Here is a 19919-nt window from a genome sequence, read left to right on the forward strand (position 1 = left end):
TTTTTTTCTTTGCGCCTCGGTCGGTGTCCCAAAGATCCTCGCTTATTTCTCCTGTTTCCTCTGCGAGCTTTCCGTGTTAGTCGGGTTTTAAAAGCCTTAAAAGATGGGAGAATGTAATCTGTTACGACAGAGAAGAATATTTCCAGACGTAGCGACTTGTGGAGTCCTACCAAGCGGAGAAGGGATTTGCGGGCAACAGAAACGCAAACCTGGCACTTCAACAGGTCAAAAATTCAAACGATCCTCTGGAAAATAGCACCTGAGATTCGATTTTGTTCCGATACTCACCGTTTCAGGAACTTTCAACAGAAACGCTCACGAACGATCTGCTGTATCTCACCGAGTTGGACGGCACAAGGTCGCGGACGCTTCACGTTCCGTTCAACTTGAGCGAAGCTGTCGAGAGCGTTATTCTCACAATGGAAGCCGTCATCTTCGAGAAGGATCTCGCGCTAGACTACGACATCGAACCCGGCCTCACCGTCACCGGCTGCAGCGAGCAAATGGAGCAGGTCTTTATGATCCTGCTGGACAACGCGATCAAGTATGCCAATCCAAAGGGCTCAATCCACCTAACGCTTAAAAAGCATCAGGGCCATATCCAGCTATCGGTGACCAATACTGGTCCGGGCATCCCCGCCGAACATGCGGGCAAGATCTATGCGAAGAGTGTGCCGAACGATAAGACGACGTTTTATGTTCAGCTGGACTGACTAAAAAGCATATGGCGTGGGAACGTGTAACAAACAACCATGTTGAAACAACTGTGTAATCATTGGAAAAGCTCGGCATACAGCCGAGCTTTTATCTTACAGTCCAGTATACTAAATTTTCTGCGTGTCTTTCCTTTCTTGAAGTTCGTACATCGCAACCTTATAACTTATTACTTCTAAATGTTTTAGGTTTTCATTGATTTTATTCTGCACTTCTAATTTATGCTGCATCATCATTTCTTTTCTTTGCAGGAATGTTTCATCGCCTAATTCATAAAGATCGATATATTCTTTTATTTTAGAAATAGGCATTCCTGTCAACCGCAGAGATCGGATAAAGTTGATCCATCTCAAATCTTCATCATTATATATTCTACGACCATTTGAATCTCGAGAAATATTTCTTAACAACCCTTCCGTTTCATAAAATCTGAGTGTATTTGCAGACACATGTAAGTTATCAACTACATATTTCATTGAAAATGACATCCGATCCGTCCCCTTTCGTTATAGTTACTATAACGAAATGTAGATCAAAAAAATAGAAAAATGCTTTAGTAACCTCTACACTAATAGCAAATTCTATTGTAAAAACCTATATTTGACTTCGAGCAGCAATAATAAACTACATTAGAAGTACCGGGAAATAGAAAACCTCAAAACTGGAGGCAATTAAGCGATGAACTCAAACTATGAAAATGGAAAAAAACTTTTTCAAGAAACTGATGAATCAGGAATCCAAGCGGTTATTCATGCTTTAAGCGATGTATCTCCCCACATAAGTCGGTACATTATTGAATTTTTTGGGCAAGTTTTCAATAATCCCGTACTCACCTATGAACAAAGAGAAATAATCGTGATCTCTGCGTTAATATCGTTAGGTGATACTCCAAATCAACTCAAATGGCACATGAACTTCGGTTTGAAAGTTGGAATTACGCCGAACGAAATTATTGAAATTGCTACCCATTGTATTCCGTTTTGCGGCGCTCCTCGTGCTTTAAATGCCATTACCGTTGCGAAACAACTTTTTGCAGAACAAAATATCGAAGTAAACATCGAGGACGAACTACTACATTCTGTAGGGGAACGACGGGAAAGAGGCATAGCAAAACTTCAAGAAATCGACGGCAAACATGGTGAGGCGGTTGCCGATTCACTTGCCGAGATTGCCCCTGTATTAGCTGAACAAATCATTGAATTTGCGTTTGGTGAAATCTACAGCCGCTCAGGACTAAACCCTAAACAGCGCCAACTCGTCACATTAGGAGCCTTAACTGCTCAAGGTGGATGCGAGCCACAGTTGCACGTTCATCTCAATGCCTCCATTCGTGTAGGTCTAACGAGACAAGAAGTGATTGAGGCATTACTGCAATGCTACCCATACACGGGATTTCCTAAAGTCTTGAATGCTATAAATGTTGCCAAAAAGATATTTTTAACATAGTTATTCACCGATAGGGCAAGTTGATAAAAAGACCGGACTTCACTCACAGAGTTTTTCCGGTCTTTTTAATTAGATAAATTTTACTACTTTTTTCAGTGTACATTCATCATTTTTCCTATATGTTGGAATCAGTGATTGTCGAAAATTACTCTTAGGTGATGGATGTGCATACCCTTTATCTTGCTTAATCCAACTAACACAAAAATGGTGTAAACCACCTCCGCTATATCTACATCACTAAAACACCCAGAGAACCTTCCAAGTCATATTAAATTCCAATATGAACTCCCCTCATATTTCACAATCCTATCAGAACCTTCAGAATCCCGTATTATTTCACTATTTCTTTAAACACTCTATTTATTAATCTCAATAACTATGCAAAAAGCGAAACCGCGTCCAAAGTGGTCCTTTCAGGATGTTTTTTCAGAGGTGGACGCTTAAGGGCGTGTTTTGCTTTTTTCTCCTGTTTCCTCTACGAGCATTCCGTGTTAGACGGGTTTTAAAAGCCTTAAAAGATGGGAGAATGTAATCTGTTACGACAGAGAAAAATATTTCCAGACGTAGCGACTTGTGGAGTCCTACCGAGCGGAGAAGGGATTTGCGGGCAACAGAAACGCAACGTGCCCACGCTACGAAGCGGCTACCACTTTTGCGTTTCCCCGCAAATCCCTTCGGAGCGGACAGCCCCAGCCCCCAGCGGGACGGAGCCTGGAGCCTAGACTGGAAATATTCTTCTCTTCACCAAAGCAACATAAAAAAGACCTCTGTCCTAAAACAAAGGTCTTCCCCCATCGAAAAAATTATTCACCTAAATCAACGTTATGGTACACCTGCTGCACATCGTCCAAGTCTTCCAAAGCATCGATCAGCTTTTCGAACTGAGCTTGTACATCTTCTGTCAGCGTTACTTCGTTTTGTGGCAGCATGGTCAGTTCAGCTACGGTAAACTCTGTGACGCCGCCGTTTTTAAGTGCTTCTTGTACAGCGTGGAACTGTTCGGCATCTGCGTAAACGATGACAGCACCGTCTTCTTCCAAAATGTCGCGGACGTCTACGTCTGCTTCCATCAAGATTTCCAGCACCTCATCAGAGGATTTGCCTTCCATACCAAATACCGCTGTTGGGTCAAACATATAAGCAACCGAACCGGATACGCCCATGTTACCGCCGTTTTTGTTGAAAGCGGCACGCACTTCAGGAGCTGTGCGGTTTACGTTGTTGGTCAGTGCATCCACGATGATCATGGAACCGTTTGGCCCAAAGCCTTCATAGCGCAGCTCGCTAAACGTTTCATCAGAGCCGCCTTTTGCTTTATCAATCGCGCGGTCGATAATCGCTTTCGGTACGCTGTACGTTTTGGCACGCTCCAGGACGACCTTCAGAGCACGGTTGGACTCTGGGTCCGGCTCGCCTTGCTTTGCCGCTACGTAAATTTCCTTCCCGAACTTCGCGTAAATACGACTGGTGCTCGCGTCTTTAGAAGCTTTCTTTTCTTTAATATTGTTCCACTTACGACCCATAATCCCACTCTCTTTCAATATGACAGATTAAAATATGAATACTCCGGATTCCTTTTACACACTAGCCTATTATACCTCAATCTGACGAAAGATGTTAAGCAGTGGAAGAATTTAAAAGCACAGCCCCTGATTAGGAGAGCTGTGCTTTGCTTTTGCCAGGCTTATTTTTTGGTCAATCCTTCGTAAATCGTCTTGATATTCCACTCCATCATTTTGATGTACGTATCACCATCTTCTCCCGGCTTTCCGAGAGAGTCCGTAAATACTTTCCCGACAATCGGTACACCCGTTTCATTCGATACCATCTCCATGCTACGCGGATCGATACTCGTCTCTACGAACAGAGCCGGGATTTTTTTCGCACGAATCGTATCGACCACCTGCGTAACCTGCTCTGGTGTTCCTTGATTCTCCGAGTTGATTTCCCAAATGTACGCCGCTTCAAAATCGTACGCTTCGCTGAAATATTTGAACGCTCCCTCGCTCGTCACAAGCAAACGCTGTTCTTTCGGAATCTGGTTGTATTGCTTCACCGCTTCCTCGTGCAGTGCAGTCAACTGTTCGATGTACTTCTTGGCGTTTTGCTCATACGTTTCCTTGTGCGCTGGGTCCACCTTGATCAAGGCATTTTTTGCATTCTCCGCATACTTGATGCCATTGCGTACATCCAGCCAAGCGTGCGGGTCTTCTTCGCTCTCTTTGCCTTTCGTCGTCAAGTGCTTGGCAGCTACGCCCTCACTGAGACGGAACACAGGTGCATCCGGACCTGATTTGCCTGCTGTGGTCATCAGTTTATCGAACCAGGAGTTACCGGCTTCCAAGTTCAGTCCATTGTAAAAAACAGCGTCTGCATCCGTCGTTTTTTGCACGTCAGCAGGCAGTGGATCATATTCATGCGGATTGGAGCCAATTGGAGCGAGACTATGGATCTCTACCCGATCCCCCCCAACGTTTTTCACGATGTCATACAGGATGGAATACGTGGTTACGACCCGCAGCTTATCACTATCTGATTTCGTGGGCTCGTTCGCACTTTGCGGAGCACCACACGCTGCCATCAATACGGTTGATAGTAGAAAAACGAAAAACAGATTCCACTTCTTCATAACAATAATTCTCCTTTACTTTAAGAGCTCGACCCGTTTTTGCCGGGCTCGGATTGATTTCCATACTACCCCGTGTTTTCGGGAGAAAAGAAAGGCCAGGAAGAAGAGCACAGTTGCAACCACGACAATTGTGGCACCAGAGGCCAAATTATAGGTAAAGCTAAAATAAAGGCCGATAACCGAAGACAACATCCCAAAACCGCCAGCCAAAAAGATCATGATCGACAAACGGTCCGTCAAAAGATAAGCAGTAGCAGCCGGTGTAATCAGCATGGCGACGACGAGCACGATTCCTACAGTTTGCAAGGAAGCGACAGTTACCATCGTCAACAAGGTCATCAGCAAGTAATGAATGAGGTTGTTACGCAAGCCGTAGGCGGCAGCAATGGTCGGATCGAACGAAGTCAGTAACAGTTCTTTGAAAAAAGCGTAGACTGTCACGATGACGATAACCCCGATACCGACTGTCACCCACATGTCTGACGAACGCACAGCCAATACATTCCCGAACAAAATGTGATAGAGATCCGTACTGCTCTTCAGCATCGTAACCATGATGATTCCGATTGCAAAGGCGGACGTGAACATAATCCCAATCGCCGTGTCGTTCTTGATGCGGCTATTTTGGCTCACGTAGCCAATTCCAACAGCGGTGAGCACACCTGTTAAAACAGCGCCCACGAAGAAATTGATCCCAAAAGCATAGGAGAGTGCCACCCCAGGTAATACAGCGTGCGAGATGGCATCCCCCATCAAGGACATTCCACGCAAGATGATAAAGCTACCGATGACGCCGCAGATTAACCCAACCACTACAGATGTAAACATTGCTTTTTGCAAAAACTCATACTGTCCAATTGCCATCAAGAAATCCATTATGCAAGCACCTCGGTCTTTTCGAGAAATGGGAGTTGATAGGAATATGCTCTCGACATGACTTCTCGATTCAGCACTTCATCGACCGTACCGAACTTGATCAATTCTTTGTTCATTAAAAGGAGTTGATCAAAATACGCATATGCTTTGGACAAGTCATGATGGACGACGACGATTGTTTTGTCCTGAAATTGCAGCTCTTTCAAAATGCGAATGATGGTATCCTCGCTCGCCACATCAATTCCCACAAACGGCTCGTCCAGAAGCAGCAGCTCTGGTTTTTGCGCAAGTGCCCTTGCCAGGAAGACACGCTGTTGCTGCCCGCCGGAGAGCTCCCCAATCTGCCTGTCGCGGAAATCCTCCAGCCCTACTTTTCTCAGGCATTCCAACGCCCACGCTTTTTCCTTTTTCTTCGGAAATTTAAACAGTCCAACACTTGGGTATGTCCCGATCAGCACTGTATCCATGACGGTGATCGGAAACGTCCAATCAATTATGCTCCGCTGTGGTACATAGGCGATTTTCTTCCGGAATTCATTTGTCTCTTTCCCAAAAATCCGCACATTCCCCTTATCTCTCGGAATGAGTTCCAAGAGCGCTTTGATCAGGGTTGACTTCCCTGCCCCGTTTGGACCGATGATTCCAACCATGCTCCCTACTTCAACATCAAAAGAAACATCCCGAACAACTTCGTTCCCAAAGTAGGAGACATGCAAGCCCCTTACCGCGATAGCAGATTCCATGATTTTTTCCCTCCAAATAATAGCCCGTTATATGATCCCGCCCAAAAACCGATGGTGAAACGGGTAAATCCCACATGTACATATGCCTACACACAACAATGTAGTCTTGTACCAATAATATTAACCTAAACAAACTAATATGCATTCGTATAAAAAAGTTGCCCTAACGCAAAATTAAATGATTTCCATTCTCATGTCAATATATTCTTTTTTCTGAAATACAAAAAAAGTGCAGCCTATGTTTAAAAGAGTCAGCACTTCCAGGATGTTCCTATTCCGTTCATATCCAAAAGCTTTTTTTCTATAAAAATAAATAAACATATGTTAAATCGCTATAGTTATGTTAATATGAAGATTATCTGTTTGATAAAAATCTAAAAATTGAAAACTAACTAAAAATAGAGAGAGGTGGATCGTATGCAGGATCAAAAATTGGAGAGAGGTCTAAAAAACAGACACGTACAACTCATCGCGATCGGTGGAGCAATCGGAACAGGATTATTTTTGGGCGCAGGAAAATCGATTCATTTAGCCGGCCCATCCATCTTATTTGCTTACTTGATTACGGGCGTCATCTGCTTTTTAATCATGCGCTCCCTCGGTGAGCTCCTCTTGAGCAATTTGAACTACCATTCTTTCGTGGATTTCGTCAAAGACTATTTGGGGAATATGGCCGCATTTGTCACGGGCTGGACTTACTGGTTTTGCTGGATTTCCATCGCCATGGCCGACCTGACAGCGGTTGGTCTGTACACGCAATTTTGGTTTCCGGAAATACCGCAGTGGATGCCAGGCTTAATCGCCCTCGTGATTTTGTTAATCATGAACCTGGCTACGGTGAAGCTTTTTGGAGAAATGGAATTTTGGTTCGCGCTCGTTAAGGTCATCGCGATTCTCGCCCTGATTTTTGTCGGCATTTTCATGATCATCAAAGGTTTTTCTACGAATGCAGGTGCGTCCACCTTTACGAATCTCTGGAGTCATGGCGGTATGTTCCCGAACGGCTTCAATGGGTTCCTTCTCTCATTCCAGATGGTCGTATTCGCATTTGTTGGGATCGAGCTCGTCGGTCTGACGGCCGGTGAAACAGAAGACCCAAAACGCGTCATTCCAAAGGCGATTAACCAAATTCCGATTCGAATTTTGATTTTCTACGTTGGCGCACTCATCGTCATCATGAGCATTTATCCTTGGAACGCGATCAACCCGTTGGAGAGTCCATTCGTGCAGGTCTTCGCAGCGATTGGCATTGCAGCCGCTGCCGGTATCGTCAACTTTGTCGTACTGACATCCGCCGCTTCCGCATGTAATAGCGCCATTTTCAGTACAAGCCGGATGGTTTACTCCCTTGCCAAAGAAAAGAATGCACCTGTGCCCCTTACCAAACTGACTGCCAACAAGGTCCCGGCAAATGCACTACTCTTTTCGACAGTTGTCATTCTAATCGCAGTCGTATTGAACTACGTCATGCCAGAGGGCGTATTTACTCTGATTACTAGTGTGTCGACCGTTTGCTTTATCTTTATTTGGGGAATCACGGTCATCTGTCATTTGAAATATCGCAAAACGAGACCAGAATTAGCAAAAGCGAACCCATTTAAAATGCCGCTCTATCCTTTTGCCAATTACCTGATCCTGGCATTCCTTGCCTTCATCCTGGTCGTCCTTGCACTCGCGGAAGATACACGAGTCGCCTTGTTTATCACACCTGTATGGTTTATTCTGCTCGTCGTGATCTACAAACTGCGGAAAACGAGAACAAATGAAATAGAGGTAGCCGAACACTAAGCAGCGCCTCCTGTTTTCACTTTCAACAACGGTGAAAACGGGAGGTGCTTTATTTTGGTATCTCCTCGCGCTGCTCCCCTTCAAATACCCCTTCGATCACAATACCCTTCTTGCACTTTAGGTAGTACATAAACGGAAAATAGGAGACAAAGCCAAATAGGACTGCGCCTAATCCATACAGCAGCGGTACAGAAAGCACATGCAAGATTCCCGCTGTCCATCCCTTGACCTGCATACTGAAAATCAAAGCTTCCGAAGCGCCAAACTGCCCCATTACAAGTAAAAATAGGAAACGAAAGGCACCATCCAAAACCCCGATCGAAACCCCGGCTCCCGCACACAGCTTGATGTAGGACGATATTTTTATGTTTATGACTTTTACTCTCGTCATCCACTACACCCTCTTTTTTTAAATTTTTTCTAAAAGAAAACTAGCTTCCTTCCTCTTCGATGTGTACTATATGTAAAAAACCAAATCCAGCATGAGGTGATAGTAAACATGACACAGCAGCATCCGTCCTTTGCAAGACCTCCACTCGCAGATTGCATTCCTGATCTCGTTGCCTTTTCCAGAGGGGAGAAAAAAGCGACCCTCTTCATCCATAACGGCACTCTCGTCAATGTTCTCTCCGGTGAAATCTTGCCGAATATGTCCATCGCTGTTGTTGGCACACGTATCGCCTATGTCGGTCCTTTTGTAGAAGGGATGACGGATGAATCCACCAGGACCATCGATGCAAAAGGAAAGTATATGGCACCAGGACTGTTGGACGGGCACTGTCATATCGAAAGCAGCATGCTGTCCGTGACGCAATTCGCCAATGCGGTACTGCCCCTCGGAACGACAGGCGGTTTTTTCGACGCACATGAGATCTCGAATGTTCTCGGTTTACCTGGTTTGCGGATCATGCTGGATGAGGCGAGACAAACCCCGATGGCTGCTTACATGCAGGTCGCTTCCTGCGTCCCTTCAACGGATGCTTCTTTTGAAACGGCTGGGGCAGAATTCGGACCAGCGGAAGTCGCGGAAGCATTGAGCTGGGGACCCGATATGATCGCGCTCGGAGAAGTCATGAATTTCCCTGGGGTCGTGTACGGAGACCCGAAAATGATTGGAGAGATTCAAGCGACACTGCGGGCAGGAAAAGTAGTGGATGGTCACTATACATGGCCGTCAAGTGATCCACGTCTGGCTGCTTATGCAGCTGCGGGTGTAACCGGCGACCATGAGTGTGTGACCAGCGAAGATGTCGCACAGCGGGTACGCCTTGGCATGTATGCCAAAATGCGCCGCGGCTCAGCCTGGCACGATGTTGCAGCAACGATCAAGGCACACACCGAACAGGGCATTGACTCCCGCCGGATGATGCTCGTGTCCGATGACCGCATCTGTGATTCGTTGAAAGAAGAAGGTCATATGAACTTCATCGTCAGACATGCGATCTCGCAAGGAGTCAAGCCTGTGACTGCCTTTCAGATGGCGACCATCAATACAGCAGAACGATTCGGTGTCGCACGAGATGTAGGCTCGATCGCACCGGGTATCATCGCCGATATCATTTTGCTCGACGGGAATCTGGCTGATGTAAATGTCGTGACGACGATCGCACGCGGTGACGTAGTGGCGGAAAACGGTGAAATGACGCTCGAACTTTCTCCGTTCCCTTACCCTGAGTTTGCCATCAACTCTGTGAAAATCAAGGCTGAGCTCACTCCATCTGACTTCATCATCAAGACCCCCGTTCCGTCCGGGACGATCAAGACACGCGTCGCAGTTGTCCGCGAAAATCATGTAGAGACGGACGAAGTATTTGTCGATGTGGCTGTCGCAAATGGCGAGCTCCAGATCACGCCCGAGAGTACCTTGTGCAAAATGGCTGTTTTCGAACGCCATGGGAAAACAGGCGGCTCTGGCATCGGGATTGTCGGCAATGTCGGATTTAACCAGCCAGCAGCGATTGCCATGACTGTCGCCCATGACTGCCATAACGTGCTTGTCATCGGAAACGATGATGAGCGGATGGCACAAGTAGCCAATGCTGTGATCAGCATGCAAGGCGGCATCGCTGTCGTGACTGGAGACGGCGAAATGGTGGAGCTTCCGCTGCGTTTAGCTGGACTGATGTCGACCGAGCCTTATGAAACAGTTGTGCAGCAATCCATGGAGATTAGCCAAGCCTTGGTGAAAGCTGGCTGCACGATGAACTACGCCTTTATGACATTGTCTTTGCTTGCTCTGGTCGTCATACCGACTTTGCACATATCCGATACAGGCTTGATTCGCATTTCAGATGCAGGATTTGAGCGAGTATCACTGTTTGTGGAATAACGATGACATCCCCTCTTTTGCGAATGTGCAGAAGAGGGTTTTCTCTTTTCGCTACCCTATTCTTCGACCAACTGAACCACTTTGCATAATTGATAGAAATAGAAAACCCCACGCGTTTGTACGAGATTCATCTGATCCAGATAGCGCAGCGTTTCCAAAGCGATGTTTCGCGCCTCTTTTACATCCTCTTCATTCATGTTCGCGATAGCTTCCTTCAGCTCCACAACCGATAAGGAATAGACAGCAGGTCGCAGCGTGCGTAGCAGCATGATTTTGCGGATTTGCGAGCGATTGAAGAGACGGTAGCCATTTTTCTCATCGCGGGAAGTCGTAATAAGTCCAACCTTTTCCCAGTGGCGGATGGTTGAGCTCGGCAGAGAAGTCATGGTTGCTACCTCCCCAATCGTCATCCATTCGCCGTTTCCAGCTTCCTCACCCTTTCCAGCTGGACCGTCTTCAAGCATCGCCACGTTTCGTTCCGCTAACTGTTTGTCCCTCTGCAAGTTAGCCTGTACCTCATTCACAAGCCATAGAGCAGCCTGCAACTGTCTATCCTGAATCAATCGCATGACCTGCGCCGTCACATCCATTCCAAAGCCTGGGGACATGGCTTGGATACAGGTAAAATAAGCGACGTGTTCCTCCGTATACTTCCGGTAGCCGCTCACTGACCGTTCTACAGGTGGAACCAGCCCATGTGCTTCATAATTGCGCAAGGCGCTCGTACTCAGTTTCAGCTTACGTGCAATATCAATGGGGCGCACGGCAGCCAGCCTCCTTCCGATTTTCTTCCACAAAGATTAAAGCTTATTTGTAAAGTTACTTCAACCCAAATCAGCTTCATTCCTTTTCTTTTGGAGAAACCTTTCAATTAGCGCGAATGTTGTAAGATGAATGTGACAAGTGGAAGGAGGCGCATTAACTTATGCACAAAGCTGAATTCGAACGGCAACTGACAACACTCATTCATAAGGGCTATCCTGAAATGGCGGGCATGACAGCAGATGAATTTCGGGAAAATCTGACCCCGCTGCAACCACTGGCAGAAGCTCTCACCATTCAAGAAGACGACCTGCAAGCGGGCGTCGTCCCCTTTGTTCTCGTGGTAAAAGGCGAATGGTTCGACGGAGAAAAAGCGATGCAAGCCATCGAGCGGAAAAAGAAAGCTGGCTTCAGTGTCATGGATGCAGAAGAAATCCGGCGATTTACACCCATCGAAGACATCGAGATTCCTACAGGAATGGCTTACCTGATGACCGGAATTGATACGGGAAAAGAAACGCTGAACATCACTCCGAATGACGCGATGCCCATCCTCTTGGAGCAGCAGCGTTCTCCGCTCACGCTGGAGGAAGGAATTGCCCTGATCACCCACTTCCCGGATCTGGTAAAGAAAAACAACGGCTTTTCTCTACTCGGCTCTCGTTGTGGCGATCGACGAGTAACGGCCATGTGGATCAGCGAAAACAAGCCAAAGCTAGGCTGGTGCTGGGCTGGCAATCCACATACGTGGCTTGGTTCGGCTTCCTGCAAAGCTCGTTTGGGTGAAAAAAAACTTGAGGTGGTCTTACCCCTGTCAAGTAAACACAACTAGAAAATTCTAAGTAGCCAGTGTGTTTCGGTATTCGACCGGGGCACACTGGTTTTGAATGTTTGACCTTTTTTTAGCCATAGTAAAATCCCCTCCAAGGAGAGTGTACCACCCACTGTTAGTTTGGCGGGCTTTTAACACTGTCTACTCAAAGGGGATATTACTAGTAATGCGGACTTTTATGCTTACATCTATCTATTCTTCAAAATTAATTTTAAATACATCACCCGCATTCCCACCAAAAACGATCATCCCACCCTCAGGCAGTACTACCGAATGCTTGTTACTTGCCTTTGAAAAGTTCACAGTCATTCCATTCTTGTCATAAACGGCGAATCCACCGCTTACCGGAGTCTCAACGTTGATAACTCGGTTGGCTGATTTTGCATCGATTTTATACCATCTAGCCTGACCATCCGATGGTATGATGCATAATGAATCTTTCCCATCATGAAAGGTTGGAATAGCATCTTCACTGATATAGGATAATCCATTGATCTTTACATACTCTTTTTGATTCTTATGATAGAAATTCAAATCAAAAGCGTCTCTTCCGTTTGCAACAGGAATCTGAATTACATTTACTGCATTATTCTTGTCAACAATTTTAGTGCCTGAAGCGTATCCATGGCTGATATCAACGGATATAGTTTTGGTCACAAGCGCATTGTTTAGATACATTACTGAAGTGATCTTTTCATCTACAGCGTAGTATTTTTTTCCATCCCTATGTTCCCATACTGTTTTCATTGACTGTTTTAGTGGATTGGAAGCTAACTTTTGAAATTCATAGGTTACCGAAAACGCTTGACCTAATCCTGGATTATTTATATAAGCGTTAAGTTTTAAATAGGTTTTTCCATTCTTCGCTCGGTCAAAGCTTATCGTTGCATTCCCATCGTTGTTTTTGAACTGTCCATTGCCGGTATATACATATTTTTGCGGCGGTACCCCTCCAAATGCTAGATCAGGTAAATGAATCTCCCCGTTCTTTATCTCCAGTTTTACCGTTTTACCTACACTACCGTATAACCCAGAGTATGCAAGCATATCGGATGGCATGTCCACTTTCACTGGAGGTTCAAATGTTTTTTCAGGTAAAATTTCTTTAATGGTGCCTTTGGCTCTTAGATATTCCAATAAAATATTTGATGCAGCTAAACTATTATAGATACCACTGCCTCCCGATGAAAGCACAGCAATCGTAATATCATGTTCGGGTAAGGTCACCAAAGCAGCGTGATACATAATCGTATCTCCACCTTTAAATAATGCTGTTATTCCGTAATCACTAAACGGTGCTAAACGGACAGCATCCCAACCAAGACCATAGTTAATCGAGTTTGTCTCTTCAGGAACCCACACGCCTTTTCTATACTCATGACTTTGCATAGCCTTTGCTGACTTCTCAGATAAAATATCCGTTCGATTCCCGATTAATACTTCAGCGAATTCAGTTACTTCTTCAGCCGTGGAGTAAAGGCCTCCTGTCCCTATGAGATTGGCATTCTCAACGGGTAAAGCTTGATCCAACCCAGGATAATAAGTTTTTATGAGCCTGTCTCTATCAAAAGAATCAAGTGGTGTTTTGGTAGAGGTCAATTGAAGAGGATCAGAAATATAGGTTTCAAGAAATTCGCTATAACGTAAACCGCTCACTCGCTCAATCAATATTTCAAGCAGCTGAAAACCATCATTGCAATATACTGAAAACTCGCCGGGAGTTGACTTTAAGCTTTCGGATTGTAATCTTACCAATAATTCATCATGATTTTTCGTATCATTATCATCAAATAAAAAACTATTCCCATATTGACTACCGTAAATTCCTGAAGAATGATTCATCAACATACGTGGCGTAATCTGTTTATATCGCTTATCTGCCATTTTAAAGTCCTTGATATACGTGGTTAGCGGCTTATCAATATCAATTTTTTTAGAATCAGCCAGCATCATCGTTGCAGCAGTCACGTACATTTTACTTACCGAGCCGATTCCAAACATCGTGTCTTCGGTGATCGGACTCTTGGTCTCTTTATCGTATACACCAGCACTGCCTGATAAGACAATGGATCCATGATCCCTAATTGCATACTGCAATCCACTAGCACCATATTCGGATACGATCTTCGAAGCCTGCTCCCGTGCCTTTTCTTCTACAGTATCAGGATTCGTTAGAGCAAAAGCAGGGGTGACTGGTATTGCAACAAGAATAGCGGTCATGAATACAGAAACCACCTTCTTCATTGTTAATTCCTCCTCGTAATTCTTGCTGTATTGTACTTCGCTGAAATGATCATACAAGGAAAAAGTCTACTAGAATAAAAATGACCCTGAAACGAAAAAAACAATCCCTAAACAACATGTTGTCTAAGGATTGTTGCTTTAATATGGAAGTACGACCATATTATTAAATTCTTTATGTTTCGTTTCAATGGTCATATGACCACCGTACTTTTCACAAATTCTAGCTATGTTTGTTAATCCGATACCATGAAATTCCGCGTTTGATTTTTGGCTGTGCAAATAGGCAACTTCATTCTCCATATGATTCAAGATGTGAATGAGAAGGGTAGACTCGGTAGAATATATTTTGATTAGAATGTACCTATCTTCTGCGATTTTTACTCGTTTAGAAGCTTCCACTGCGTTATCTAGCATATTTCCTAGAGCTACACATAAGTCATAACGGTCAATATTAACTTCCTGTGAATATAAGTTGATCTTAGTATCTATTCTTATACCATTGGCTTGTCCAATATTAAGCGTATTTGTGACAAGGGCATCTATAACCAGATTCCCCGTATTAACGCGATGATAGGCTCCTTCGACTTTATTTAAAGTAGTCTTGATATGTTCCATTGCCGCTTCTAACTCATTTCGCTTAATACATTCTTCGATATACAAAAGCTGTTGGTTCGTATCATGAATGATTCGTTTAATCGATTTGAAGCTGTGAACTGTTTTTTCGTAATTCGCATCTTGATAGTCCATTTGATGTTGCAATTGCGAATTCTCATGCATAAATTGAAATTTATCAACGATATTATCAAAAATATAGAAAATAATAACGTTTAAGAGAAGCATTCCAATGACGGAAATGAAAGAATAAACGTCCATATAAGTTAGAATACTCAGCTGGTATATACTTACGACAGGAATAACCAAGAATAATGCGTAGTAACGATTATCCAAAGAGAAACTTCTACGTTTTGCAAGTAGTCGTATGATCTGAATGATCGCAAACATGATCATGGAACTGAGTAAAATAGCTTTCGTATTGGCTATTTGATCTTGTTCATTTATAGAGTGAAAGCTAAAGTCAACGGAATCTAGGGAATAAAATAAATATAGCGATATAAAATAAGAGAGAGATGCTAAAACACTGTAAAGTATAGAAAAAGTAAACTTCGTTTTAAATTCTACTGTATAAGATTGCGCAAAACTAAATATCACAAGAAAAGATAGCATCGAAGATAAAATAAGAGAGGCTGGTATAACTAAATATAGGTAATCGAGCAATCCAAAGATAATGAAGTATATAAATCGGTTTTGTTTTTTAGCTGATTTATCAAATACCGAATTGAAGAAAAAATTAACTTGCACACCCATCAGAAGTATAATGCAAAAGACAATCGGAAAATTATTTTGAATCATATCAATCGACCTTCATAATCATAAATTTGGTGTAAGTGTCTTTAACCTCTTTCATTTTAGAACGCCCTATAGGCAATTCCCTCCCATTGGACATGAGAACCACTCCACTAGCAAATTTCTTCACATGAAGCAGATTAATAATAATGGAACGATGGATTTGTATGAAGTTACAATCCTTTAAGGCCAGAGCATAATCAGAAATGATGCCTTTGCTTTCGTAGGTTTGATTCGTGGTCGTAAAATGCAGCTTGCTTTTTATGGTTAAGCTTTTGGCAGCTTCAATACAAATAAGTTCATCATGTTTCAATACGACTTCTTCATAGCCTGACTTGATGACCATATACTTTTTATCAAGTGCTTGAAAGTATTGGTGTAGCTTGATGATTTTCTCCTCCAAGATCGAAGGTTCAATGGGTTTTATCAAGTACTGGAATGTCATGACGTCAAAACTTTCCACCATATATTTTGGGTAACTTGTCAGAAAAATAATTTGTTCATCCAGGTTATGTAACCCTCTTATGGTTCGGGCTGTTTGAATTCCGTTCATTCCACCCATTTCAATGTCCAAAATTAAAATATGGAACGGAATTTCTTGGCGCTCATAATAAGATACCAACTGCTCTCCCGAGTCGAATGATTCGATTACAAACTCAATATTTGTCTTTATCGACAATGTAAGTAGAATACTTTTAACAAACTCTCTGTGTTTCTCCTCATCATCGCAAATAGCCACTCTATACATAAATGATGTACCCTCGTTCCATTACCTTTATTTTAAAGTTCTATCATAAACATGATACAACCTCTTAACTTTATATAGATAGATTTTGGATGAAATGCAAATTTGAATCCCTTAAATCACAATCACCCCCCTGGCCCTTATGAATGGAAAATCAATCTCTGTTACGGATGAAATCTTTGTAAGCAACAATTTTACGTTCTAGCATACCGTCCACATCGATTAAAATTTTTATTTGTTGCTCAATATAGTGTTTATGATCTTCTAAAAGACTCAATCGAGCTGAAGCAGTATGTTCTCCTTCTAAAAATAGTGAAGCGTACTTCTTGATTTTCGAGATAGGCATTTGCGTTTCTTTTAACTTGATAACAAATCGCAGCCATTGAATATGCGAATCGTTATATCGCCTGTCACCACTTTCATCGCGATCCGGAATAATTATTTTTTCCTTTTCATAATATCGCAGCGTATGTGTGCTGATCCCTAATAGATGTGCCACTTCACCAATCGTGTGCATGAGAAACCTCCGAATGGATTTTATACCCTTGACTTAGAGTTTACTCTAATCTGTATACTCAATGAAACATTCAATCTCAATGGAAGCTATTGAATAAATTCAGGAGGGGTATACATGAATTATACGGTCATTACGGGGGCAAGTTCAGGAATTGGTTTTGAAACCGCTCTGGCATTTGCTGCTCGTGGAAAAAACTTAATTTTAGCAGCACGTCGAACGAATGAATTAGAAAAGTTACAATCAAAAGTGGCTGAAATCAACGCAAAATTGGATGTAGTCATTCGAACAGTTGACTTAAGTGTACGTGCAAATGTTCATGACTTTTACGACAGTCTAAAGGATTATGAGATTGAGACCTGGATTAATAATGCGGGGTTTGGAAACTTTGCTTCTGTTGGAAAACAAAACTTGAATAAAATTGAGTCCATGCTTCACTTGAATATTGAAGCACTAACGATTCTTTCTTCTCGTTATGCTCATGACTATGCACATGTGAAAGGAACACAAATCATCAATATTTCTTCAGGCGGAGGTTACAGAATCATTGCTAACGCCGTGACCTATTGTGCAACGAAGTTTTATGTAAGTGCCTTTACGGAAGGTCTAGCACAAGAATTGAGGGAGAACGGAGCAGAAATGCGAGCAAAAGTCTTGGCACCTGCTGCAACAGAGACCGAATTTGCGAAGCGTTCCTTTGATATGGATCATTTTGAATATGCTGGTGCAGTTCCTAAGTTCCATACAGCTAAACAAATGGCCGGTTTCTTGCTCGATTTATATGACAGTGAGAAGGTCGTTGGAATCGTGAATGGAGCAACATATGAGTTCGAGCTAAGAGATCCAATCTTCACGTATGTATCGAGGCCAAGCAACTAGTTTTTTATCATTCCGAGACATTTTCCACATCAAAAAGAGGATGAGTAAGTCTCATCCCCTTTTTGATGATTAAACCATTACTTTGCAAATATCGTTCGTAAACTCTACTGGGTCTTGAATCGGCAAGCCTTCGATCAAGAGAGCCTGATTGTACAGAAGCGCCGTATACAAATTGACCTTTTCCTTGTCTGTGTCAAATGCACCCTTCAACGACTGGAACACCGCATGGTTCACATTGATCTCCAGCACCTTGTCGGCCTTGACGTTCGGATTGTTCGGCATCGCATTCAAGATTTTTTCCATTTCAATCGTCATTTCACCCTCAGTCGACAAGCAGACAGGGTGTGACTTCAAGCGCTTGGAGGCTTTGACAGCTTTGACTTTTCCTTCGAGCAGCGATGCCATATAGTCGAACAGCTCTTTGTTGTTCTCGTTTTCTGCTTCGGCTGCTTTTTCTTCTTCACCCGGTTCGATTCCCAAATCCCCGCTCGATACGGATTTGAATTCCTTTTCCTTGTAGTTCATCATCATTTTGATCGCGAACTCATCGACGTCATCTGTGAAGTACAGGATTTCGTAGCCTTTCTCGGATACGAGCTCTGTTTGCGGCAGCTTCTCGATTCGCTCGATCGACTCGCCAGATGCGTAGTAGATGTACTTTTGATCTTCTGGCATTCTCTCTACGTACTCTTCTAGCGTCACCAGCTTTTTCTCTTTGGAAGAGTAGAACATCAACAGGTCTTGCAGCGTTTCTTTATGCCTTCCGTAGTCGCTGTACATACCGTATTTCAGCTGTCTGCCAAACGACTTGTAGAACAGCTCGTATTTCTCCCGCTCTGTTTTCAGCATGCTTTGCAGCTGGCTTTTGATTTTGCTCGTGATGTTTTTTGCAATCAGCTTCAATTGACGGTCATGCTGGAGCATCTCACGGGAAATGTTGAGCGACAGGCTCTCGGAGTCAACCATCCCTTTTACAAAGCTGAAGTAGTCGGGAAGCAGGTCTGCACATTTGTTCATGATGAGTACGCCGTTCGCATACAGCTCCAGACCTTTTTCGTACTCCTTCGAGTAGTAATCAAACGGCATGCTCTCCGGGATGTACAAAATCGCCTGATAAACAACGGCTCCATCAGCATTGATATGGATGTGCGTCAGCGGCTTGTCGAAGCCGTAATGCTTGCTCGCATAAAACTGCTCGTAATTCTCCGTGGTCAGCTCGCTTTTATTTTTACGCCAAATCGGAACCATGCTGTTCACGATTTGCTCTTCCTTCACCTGTTCGTACTCGTTTTCGCTGCCCTCTTTTGGCTTATGCTGCGTAACGTCCATTTTGATCGGGTACCGAATGAAATCGGAGTACTTTTTGATAATCGCTTTTAATCGGTACTCTTCCAAAAACTCGTCGTAATTCTCTTCCTCCGTATTCTCCTTGATTTCGAGAATGATTTCGGTTCCGACGGAATCTTTTTGATAAGGCTCAATCGTGTAGCCATCCGCACCGCTGGACTCCCATTTGTACCCAGTGTCGCTGCCCAGTGCTTTACTGATAACCGTAACCTTGTCGGCAACCATGAAAGCCGAGTAGAAACCAACGCCGAATTGACCGATGATGTTGTAGCCATCCTTCGCGTCGTTTTCTTTTTTGAACGCCAAAGACCCACTCTTCGCAATGACACCCAGATTATTTTCCAACTCATCCTGCGTCATGCCGATCCCGGTATCTGTCAGCGTCAATGTTCTGGTATCTTTGTTAACCTCTACTTTGATGTAATAGTTCTCTTTATCGAACACCAATTGATCATCGGTGAGCGACTTGTAGTAAATTTTGTCAATCGCGTCACTCGCATTGGAGATCAACTCGCGCAAAAAGATTTCCTTTTGTGTGTAAATAGAATGGATCATCATTTCCAACAGACGTGTAGATTCTGCTTGAAACTGCTTTTTTTCCATGAAATACCCACCCTTCCGGACTTCTTATGTATTCCTTTTTCGATGTTAGCACTCTCACCTCGCG

18 protein-coding genes are annotated in these 19919 nt (G+C 43.6%); 6 read left to right on the forward strand and 12 right to left on the reverse strand.

The window, feature by feature from the left end:
• The first annotated feature begins 419 nt into the window (after positions 1-419).
• Positions 420-713, forward strand: a complete 294-nt coding sequence (locus KB186_RS08725) for an ATP-binding protein (RefSeq protein ID WP_304502614.1) — start codon at positions 420-422, stop codon at positions 711-713.
• 111 nt (positions 714-824) lie between these two features.
• On the opposite strand, the gene KB186_RS08730 is transcribed toward KB186_RS08725, so the two are convergent.
• Positions 825-1202: a MerR family transcriptional regulator gene (locus KB186_RS08730; protein ID WP_088906424.1), complete on the reverse strand. Its 378-nt coding sequence runs from the start codon at positions 1200-1202 to the stop codon at positions 825-827.
• Between the two features lie 190 nt (positions 1203-1392).
• On the opposite strand from KB186_RS08730, the gene KB186_RS28425 reads away from it, so the two are divergent.
• Entirely contained in the window at positions 1393-2160 is a 768-nt protein-coding gene (locus tag KB186_RS28425) for a carboxymuconolactone decarboxylase family protein (protein WP_173608786.1), read from the forward strand.
• An 803-nt stretch (positions 2161-2963) separates the two neighbouring features.
• Here the strand turns inward: KB186_RS28425 and KB186_RS08745 are convergent.
• The 4 genes from KB186_RS08745 to KB186_RS08760 form a co-directional block, all read right to left on the reverse strand.
• On the reverse strand, positions 2964-3683 hold the full coding sequence (locus tag KB186_RS08745; protein ID WP_221867606.1) for a YebC/PmpR family DNA-binding transcriptional regulator: 720 nt from the start codon (positions 3681-3683) through the stop codon (positions 2964-2966).
• Positions 3684-3844: 161 nt separating this feature from the next.
• On the reverse strand, positions 3845-4789 hold the full coding sequence (locus KB186_RS08750; RefSeq protein ID WP_232773428.1) for a metal ABC transporter substrate-binding protein: 945 nt from the start codon (positions 4787-4789) through the stop codon (positions 3845-3847).
• A 15-nt stretch (positions 4790-4804) separates the two neighbouring features.
• Positions 4805-5665, reverse strand: coding sequence for a metal ABC transporter permease (locus KB186_RS08755; protein ID WP_173608789.1), 861 nt, complete (start codon positions 5663-5665; stop codon positions 4805-4807).
• Positions 5665-6408 (reverse strand): metal ABC transporter ATP-binding protein, encoded by a 744-nt coding sequence (locus KB186_RS08760; protein WP_173608790.1) that lies wholly within the window; start codon positions 6406-6408, stop codon positions 5665-5667. The genes KB186_RS08755 and KB186_RS08760 overlap by 1 nt, the downstream gene beginning before the upstream one ends.
• Before the next feature lie 417 nt (positions 6409-6825).
• Between KB186_RS08760 and KB186_RS08765 the strand changes: the two genes are divergently transcribed.
• Positions 6826-8196, forward strand: coding sequence for an amino acid permease (locus KB186_RS08765; protein WP_173608791.1), 1371 nt, complete (start codon positions 6826-6828; stop codon positions 8194-8196).
• 49 nt (positions 8197-8245) lie between these two features.
• On the opposite strand, the gene KB186_RS08770 is transcribed toward KB186_RS08765, so the two are convergent.
• On the reverse strand, positions 8246-8587 hold the full coding sequence (locus tag KB186_RS08770; RefSeq protein ID WP_173608792.1) for a hypothetical protein: 342 nt from the start codon (positions 8585-8587) through the stop codon (positions 8246-8248).
• Positions 8588-8695: 108 nt separating this feature from the next.
• Between KB186_RS08770 and KB186_RS08775 the strand changes: the two genes are divergently transcribed.
• The gene (locus KB186_RS08775; protein ID WP_221867603.1) at positions 8696-10525 is read left to right on the forward strand and encodes an adenine deaminase; all 1830 of its coding nucleotides are present in this window, start codon (positions 8696-8698) and stop codon (positions 10523-10525) included.
• Positions 10526-10581: 56 nt separating this feature from the next.
• Here KB186_RS08775 and KB186_RS08780 read toward each other — a convergent pair whose 3' ends face one another.
• Complete coding sequence (locus KB186_RS08780; RefSeq protein WP_173608794.1) at positions 10582-11289, reverse strand: MerR family DNA-binding transcriptional regulator; 708 nt, start codon at positions 11287-11289, stop codon at positions 10582-10584.
• A 161-nt stretch (positions 11290-11450) separates the two neighbouring features.
• Here KB186_RS08780 and KB186_RS08785 point away from each other — a divergent pair, with 161 nt between their 5' ends.
• The gene (locus tag KB186_RS08785; RefSeq protein ID WP_232773429.1) at positions 11451-12119 is read left to right on the forward strand and encodes a DUF5701 family protein; all 669 of its coding nucleotides are present in this window, start codon (positions 11451-11453) and stop codon (positions 12117-12119) included.
• A 192-nt stretch (positions 12120-12311) separates the two neighbouring features.
• Here KB186_RS08785 and KB186_RS08790 read toward each other — a convergent pair whose 3' ends face one another.
• The 4 genes from KB186_RS08790 to KB186_RS08805 form a co-directional block, all read right to left on the reverse strand.
• Positions 12312-14363: a serine hydrolase domain-containing protein gene (locus KB186_RS08790; protein ID WP_232773430.1), complete on the reverse strand. Its 2052-nt coding sequence runs from the start codon at positions 14361-14363 to the stop codon at positions 12312-12314.
• A 138-nt stretch (positions 14364-14501) separates the two neighbouring features.
• The gene (locus KB186_RS08795; protein ID WP_221867601.1) at positions 14502-15773 is read right to left on the reverse strand and encodes a sensor histidine kinase; all 1272 of its coding nucleotides are present in this window, start codon (positions 15771-15773) and stop codon (positions 14502-14504) included.
• Position 15774: 1 nt separating this feature from the next.
• Positions 15775-16515: a LytR/AlgR family response regulator transcription factor gene (locus KB186_RS08800; protein WP_221867600.1), complete on the reverse strand. Its 741-nt coding sequence runs from the start codon at positions 16513-16515 to the stop codon at positions 15775-15777.
• A 151-nt stretch (positions 16516-16666) separates the two neighbouring features.
• Entirely contained in the window at positions 16667-17029 is a 363-nt protein-coding gene (locus tag KB186_RS08805) for a MerR family transcriptional regulator (RefSeq protein WP_173608799.1), read from the reverse strand.
• 114 nt (positions 17030-17143) lie between these two features.
• Here KB186_RS08805 and KB186_RS08810 point away from each other — a divergent pair, with 114 nt between their 5' ends.
• Positions 17144-17905: an SDR family NAD(P)-dependent oxidoreductase gene (locus tag KB186_RS08810; RefSeq protein ID WP_221867599.1), complete on the forward strand. Its 762-nt coding sequence runs from the start codon at positions 17144-17146 to the stop codon at positions 17903-17905.
• Positions 17906-17974: 69 nt separating this feature from the next.
• On the opposite strand, the gene htpG is transcribed toward KB186_RS08810, so the two are convergent.
• Complete coding sequence (gene htpG, locus KB186_RS08815) at positions 17975-19855, reverse strand: molecular chaperone HtpG (RefSeq protein ID WP_221867598.1); 1881 nt, start codon at positions 19853-19855, stop codon at positions 17975-17977.
• Positions 19856-19919 lie beyond the last annotated feature (64 nt).

Source organism: Brevibacillus sp. AF8 (assembly GCF_021270385.1).
In the GTDB taxonomy this organism is placed as follows: domain Bacteria; phylum Bacillota; class Bacilli; order Brevibacillales; family Brevibacillaceae; genus Brevibacillus.

Coding starts and splice junctions, on each gene's coding strand:
- KB186_RS08775 (WP_221867603.1), top strand. CDS start 8,696: ATGACACAGCAGCATCCGTCCTTTGCAAGACCTCCACTCGCAGATTGC.
- KB186_RS08725 (WP_304502614.1), top strand. CDS start 420: ATGGAAGCCGTCATCTTCGAGAAGGATCTCGCGCTAGACTACGACATC.
- KB186_RS08810 (WP_221867599.1), top strand. CDS start 17,144: ATGAATTATACGGTCATTACGGGGGCAAGTTCAGGAATTGGTTTTGAA.
- KB186_RS28425 (WP_173608786.1), top strand. CDS start 1,393: ATGAACTCAAACTATGAAAATGGAAAAAAACTTTTTCAAGAAACTGAT.
- KB186_RS08770 (WP_173608792.1), bottom strand. CDS start 8,587: ATGACGAGAGTAAAAGTCATAAACATAAAAATATCGTCCTACATCAAG.
- KB186_RS08760 (WP_173608790.1), bottom strand. CDS start 6,408: ATGGAATCTGCTATCGCGGTAAGGGGCTTGCATGTCTCCTACTTTGGG.
- KB186_RS08755 (WP_173608789.1), bottom strand. CDS start 5,665: ATGGATTTCTTGATGGCAATTGGACAGTATGAGTTTTTGCAAAAAGCA.
- KB186_RS08800 (WP_221867600.1), bottom strand. CDS start 16,515: ATGTATAGAGTGGCTATTTGCGATGATGAGGAGAAACACAGAGAGTTT.
- KB186_RS08745 (WP_221867606.1), bottom strand. CDS start 3,683: ATGGGTCGTAAGTGGAACAATATTAAAGAAAAGAAAGCTTCTAAAGAC.
- KB186_RS08795 (WP_221867601.1), bottom strand. CDS start 15,773: ATGATTCAAAATAATTTTCCGATTGTCTTTTGCATTATACTTCTGATG.
- KB186_RS08785 (WP_232773429.1), top strand. CDS start 11,451: ATGCACAAAGCTGAATTCGAACGGCAACTGACAACACTCATTCATAAG.
- KB186_RS08750 (WP_232773428.1), bottom strand. CDS start 4,789: ATGAAGAAGTGGAATCTGTTTTTCGTTTTTCTACTATCAACCGTATTG.
- KB186_RS08730 (WP_088906424.1), bottom strand. CDS start 1,202: ATGTCATTTTCAATGAAATATGTAGTTGATAACTTACATGTGTCTGCA.
- htpG (WP_221867598.1), bottom strand. CDS start 19,855: ATGGAAAAAAAGCAGTTTCAAGCAGAATCTACACGTCTGTTGGAAATG.
- KB186_RS08765 (WP_173608791.1), top strand. CDS start 6,826: ATGCAGGATCAAAAATTGGAGAGAGGTCTAAAAAACAGACACGTACAA.
- KB186_RS08805 (WP_173608799.1), bottom strand. CDS start 17,029: ATGCACACGATTGGTGAAGTGGCACATCTATTAGGGATCAGCACACAT.
- KB186_RS08790 (WP_232773430.1), bottom strand. CDS start 14,363: ATGAAGAAGGTGGTTTCTGTATTCATGACCGCTATTCTTGTTGCAATA.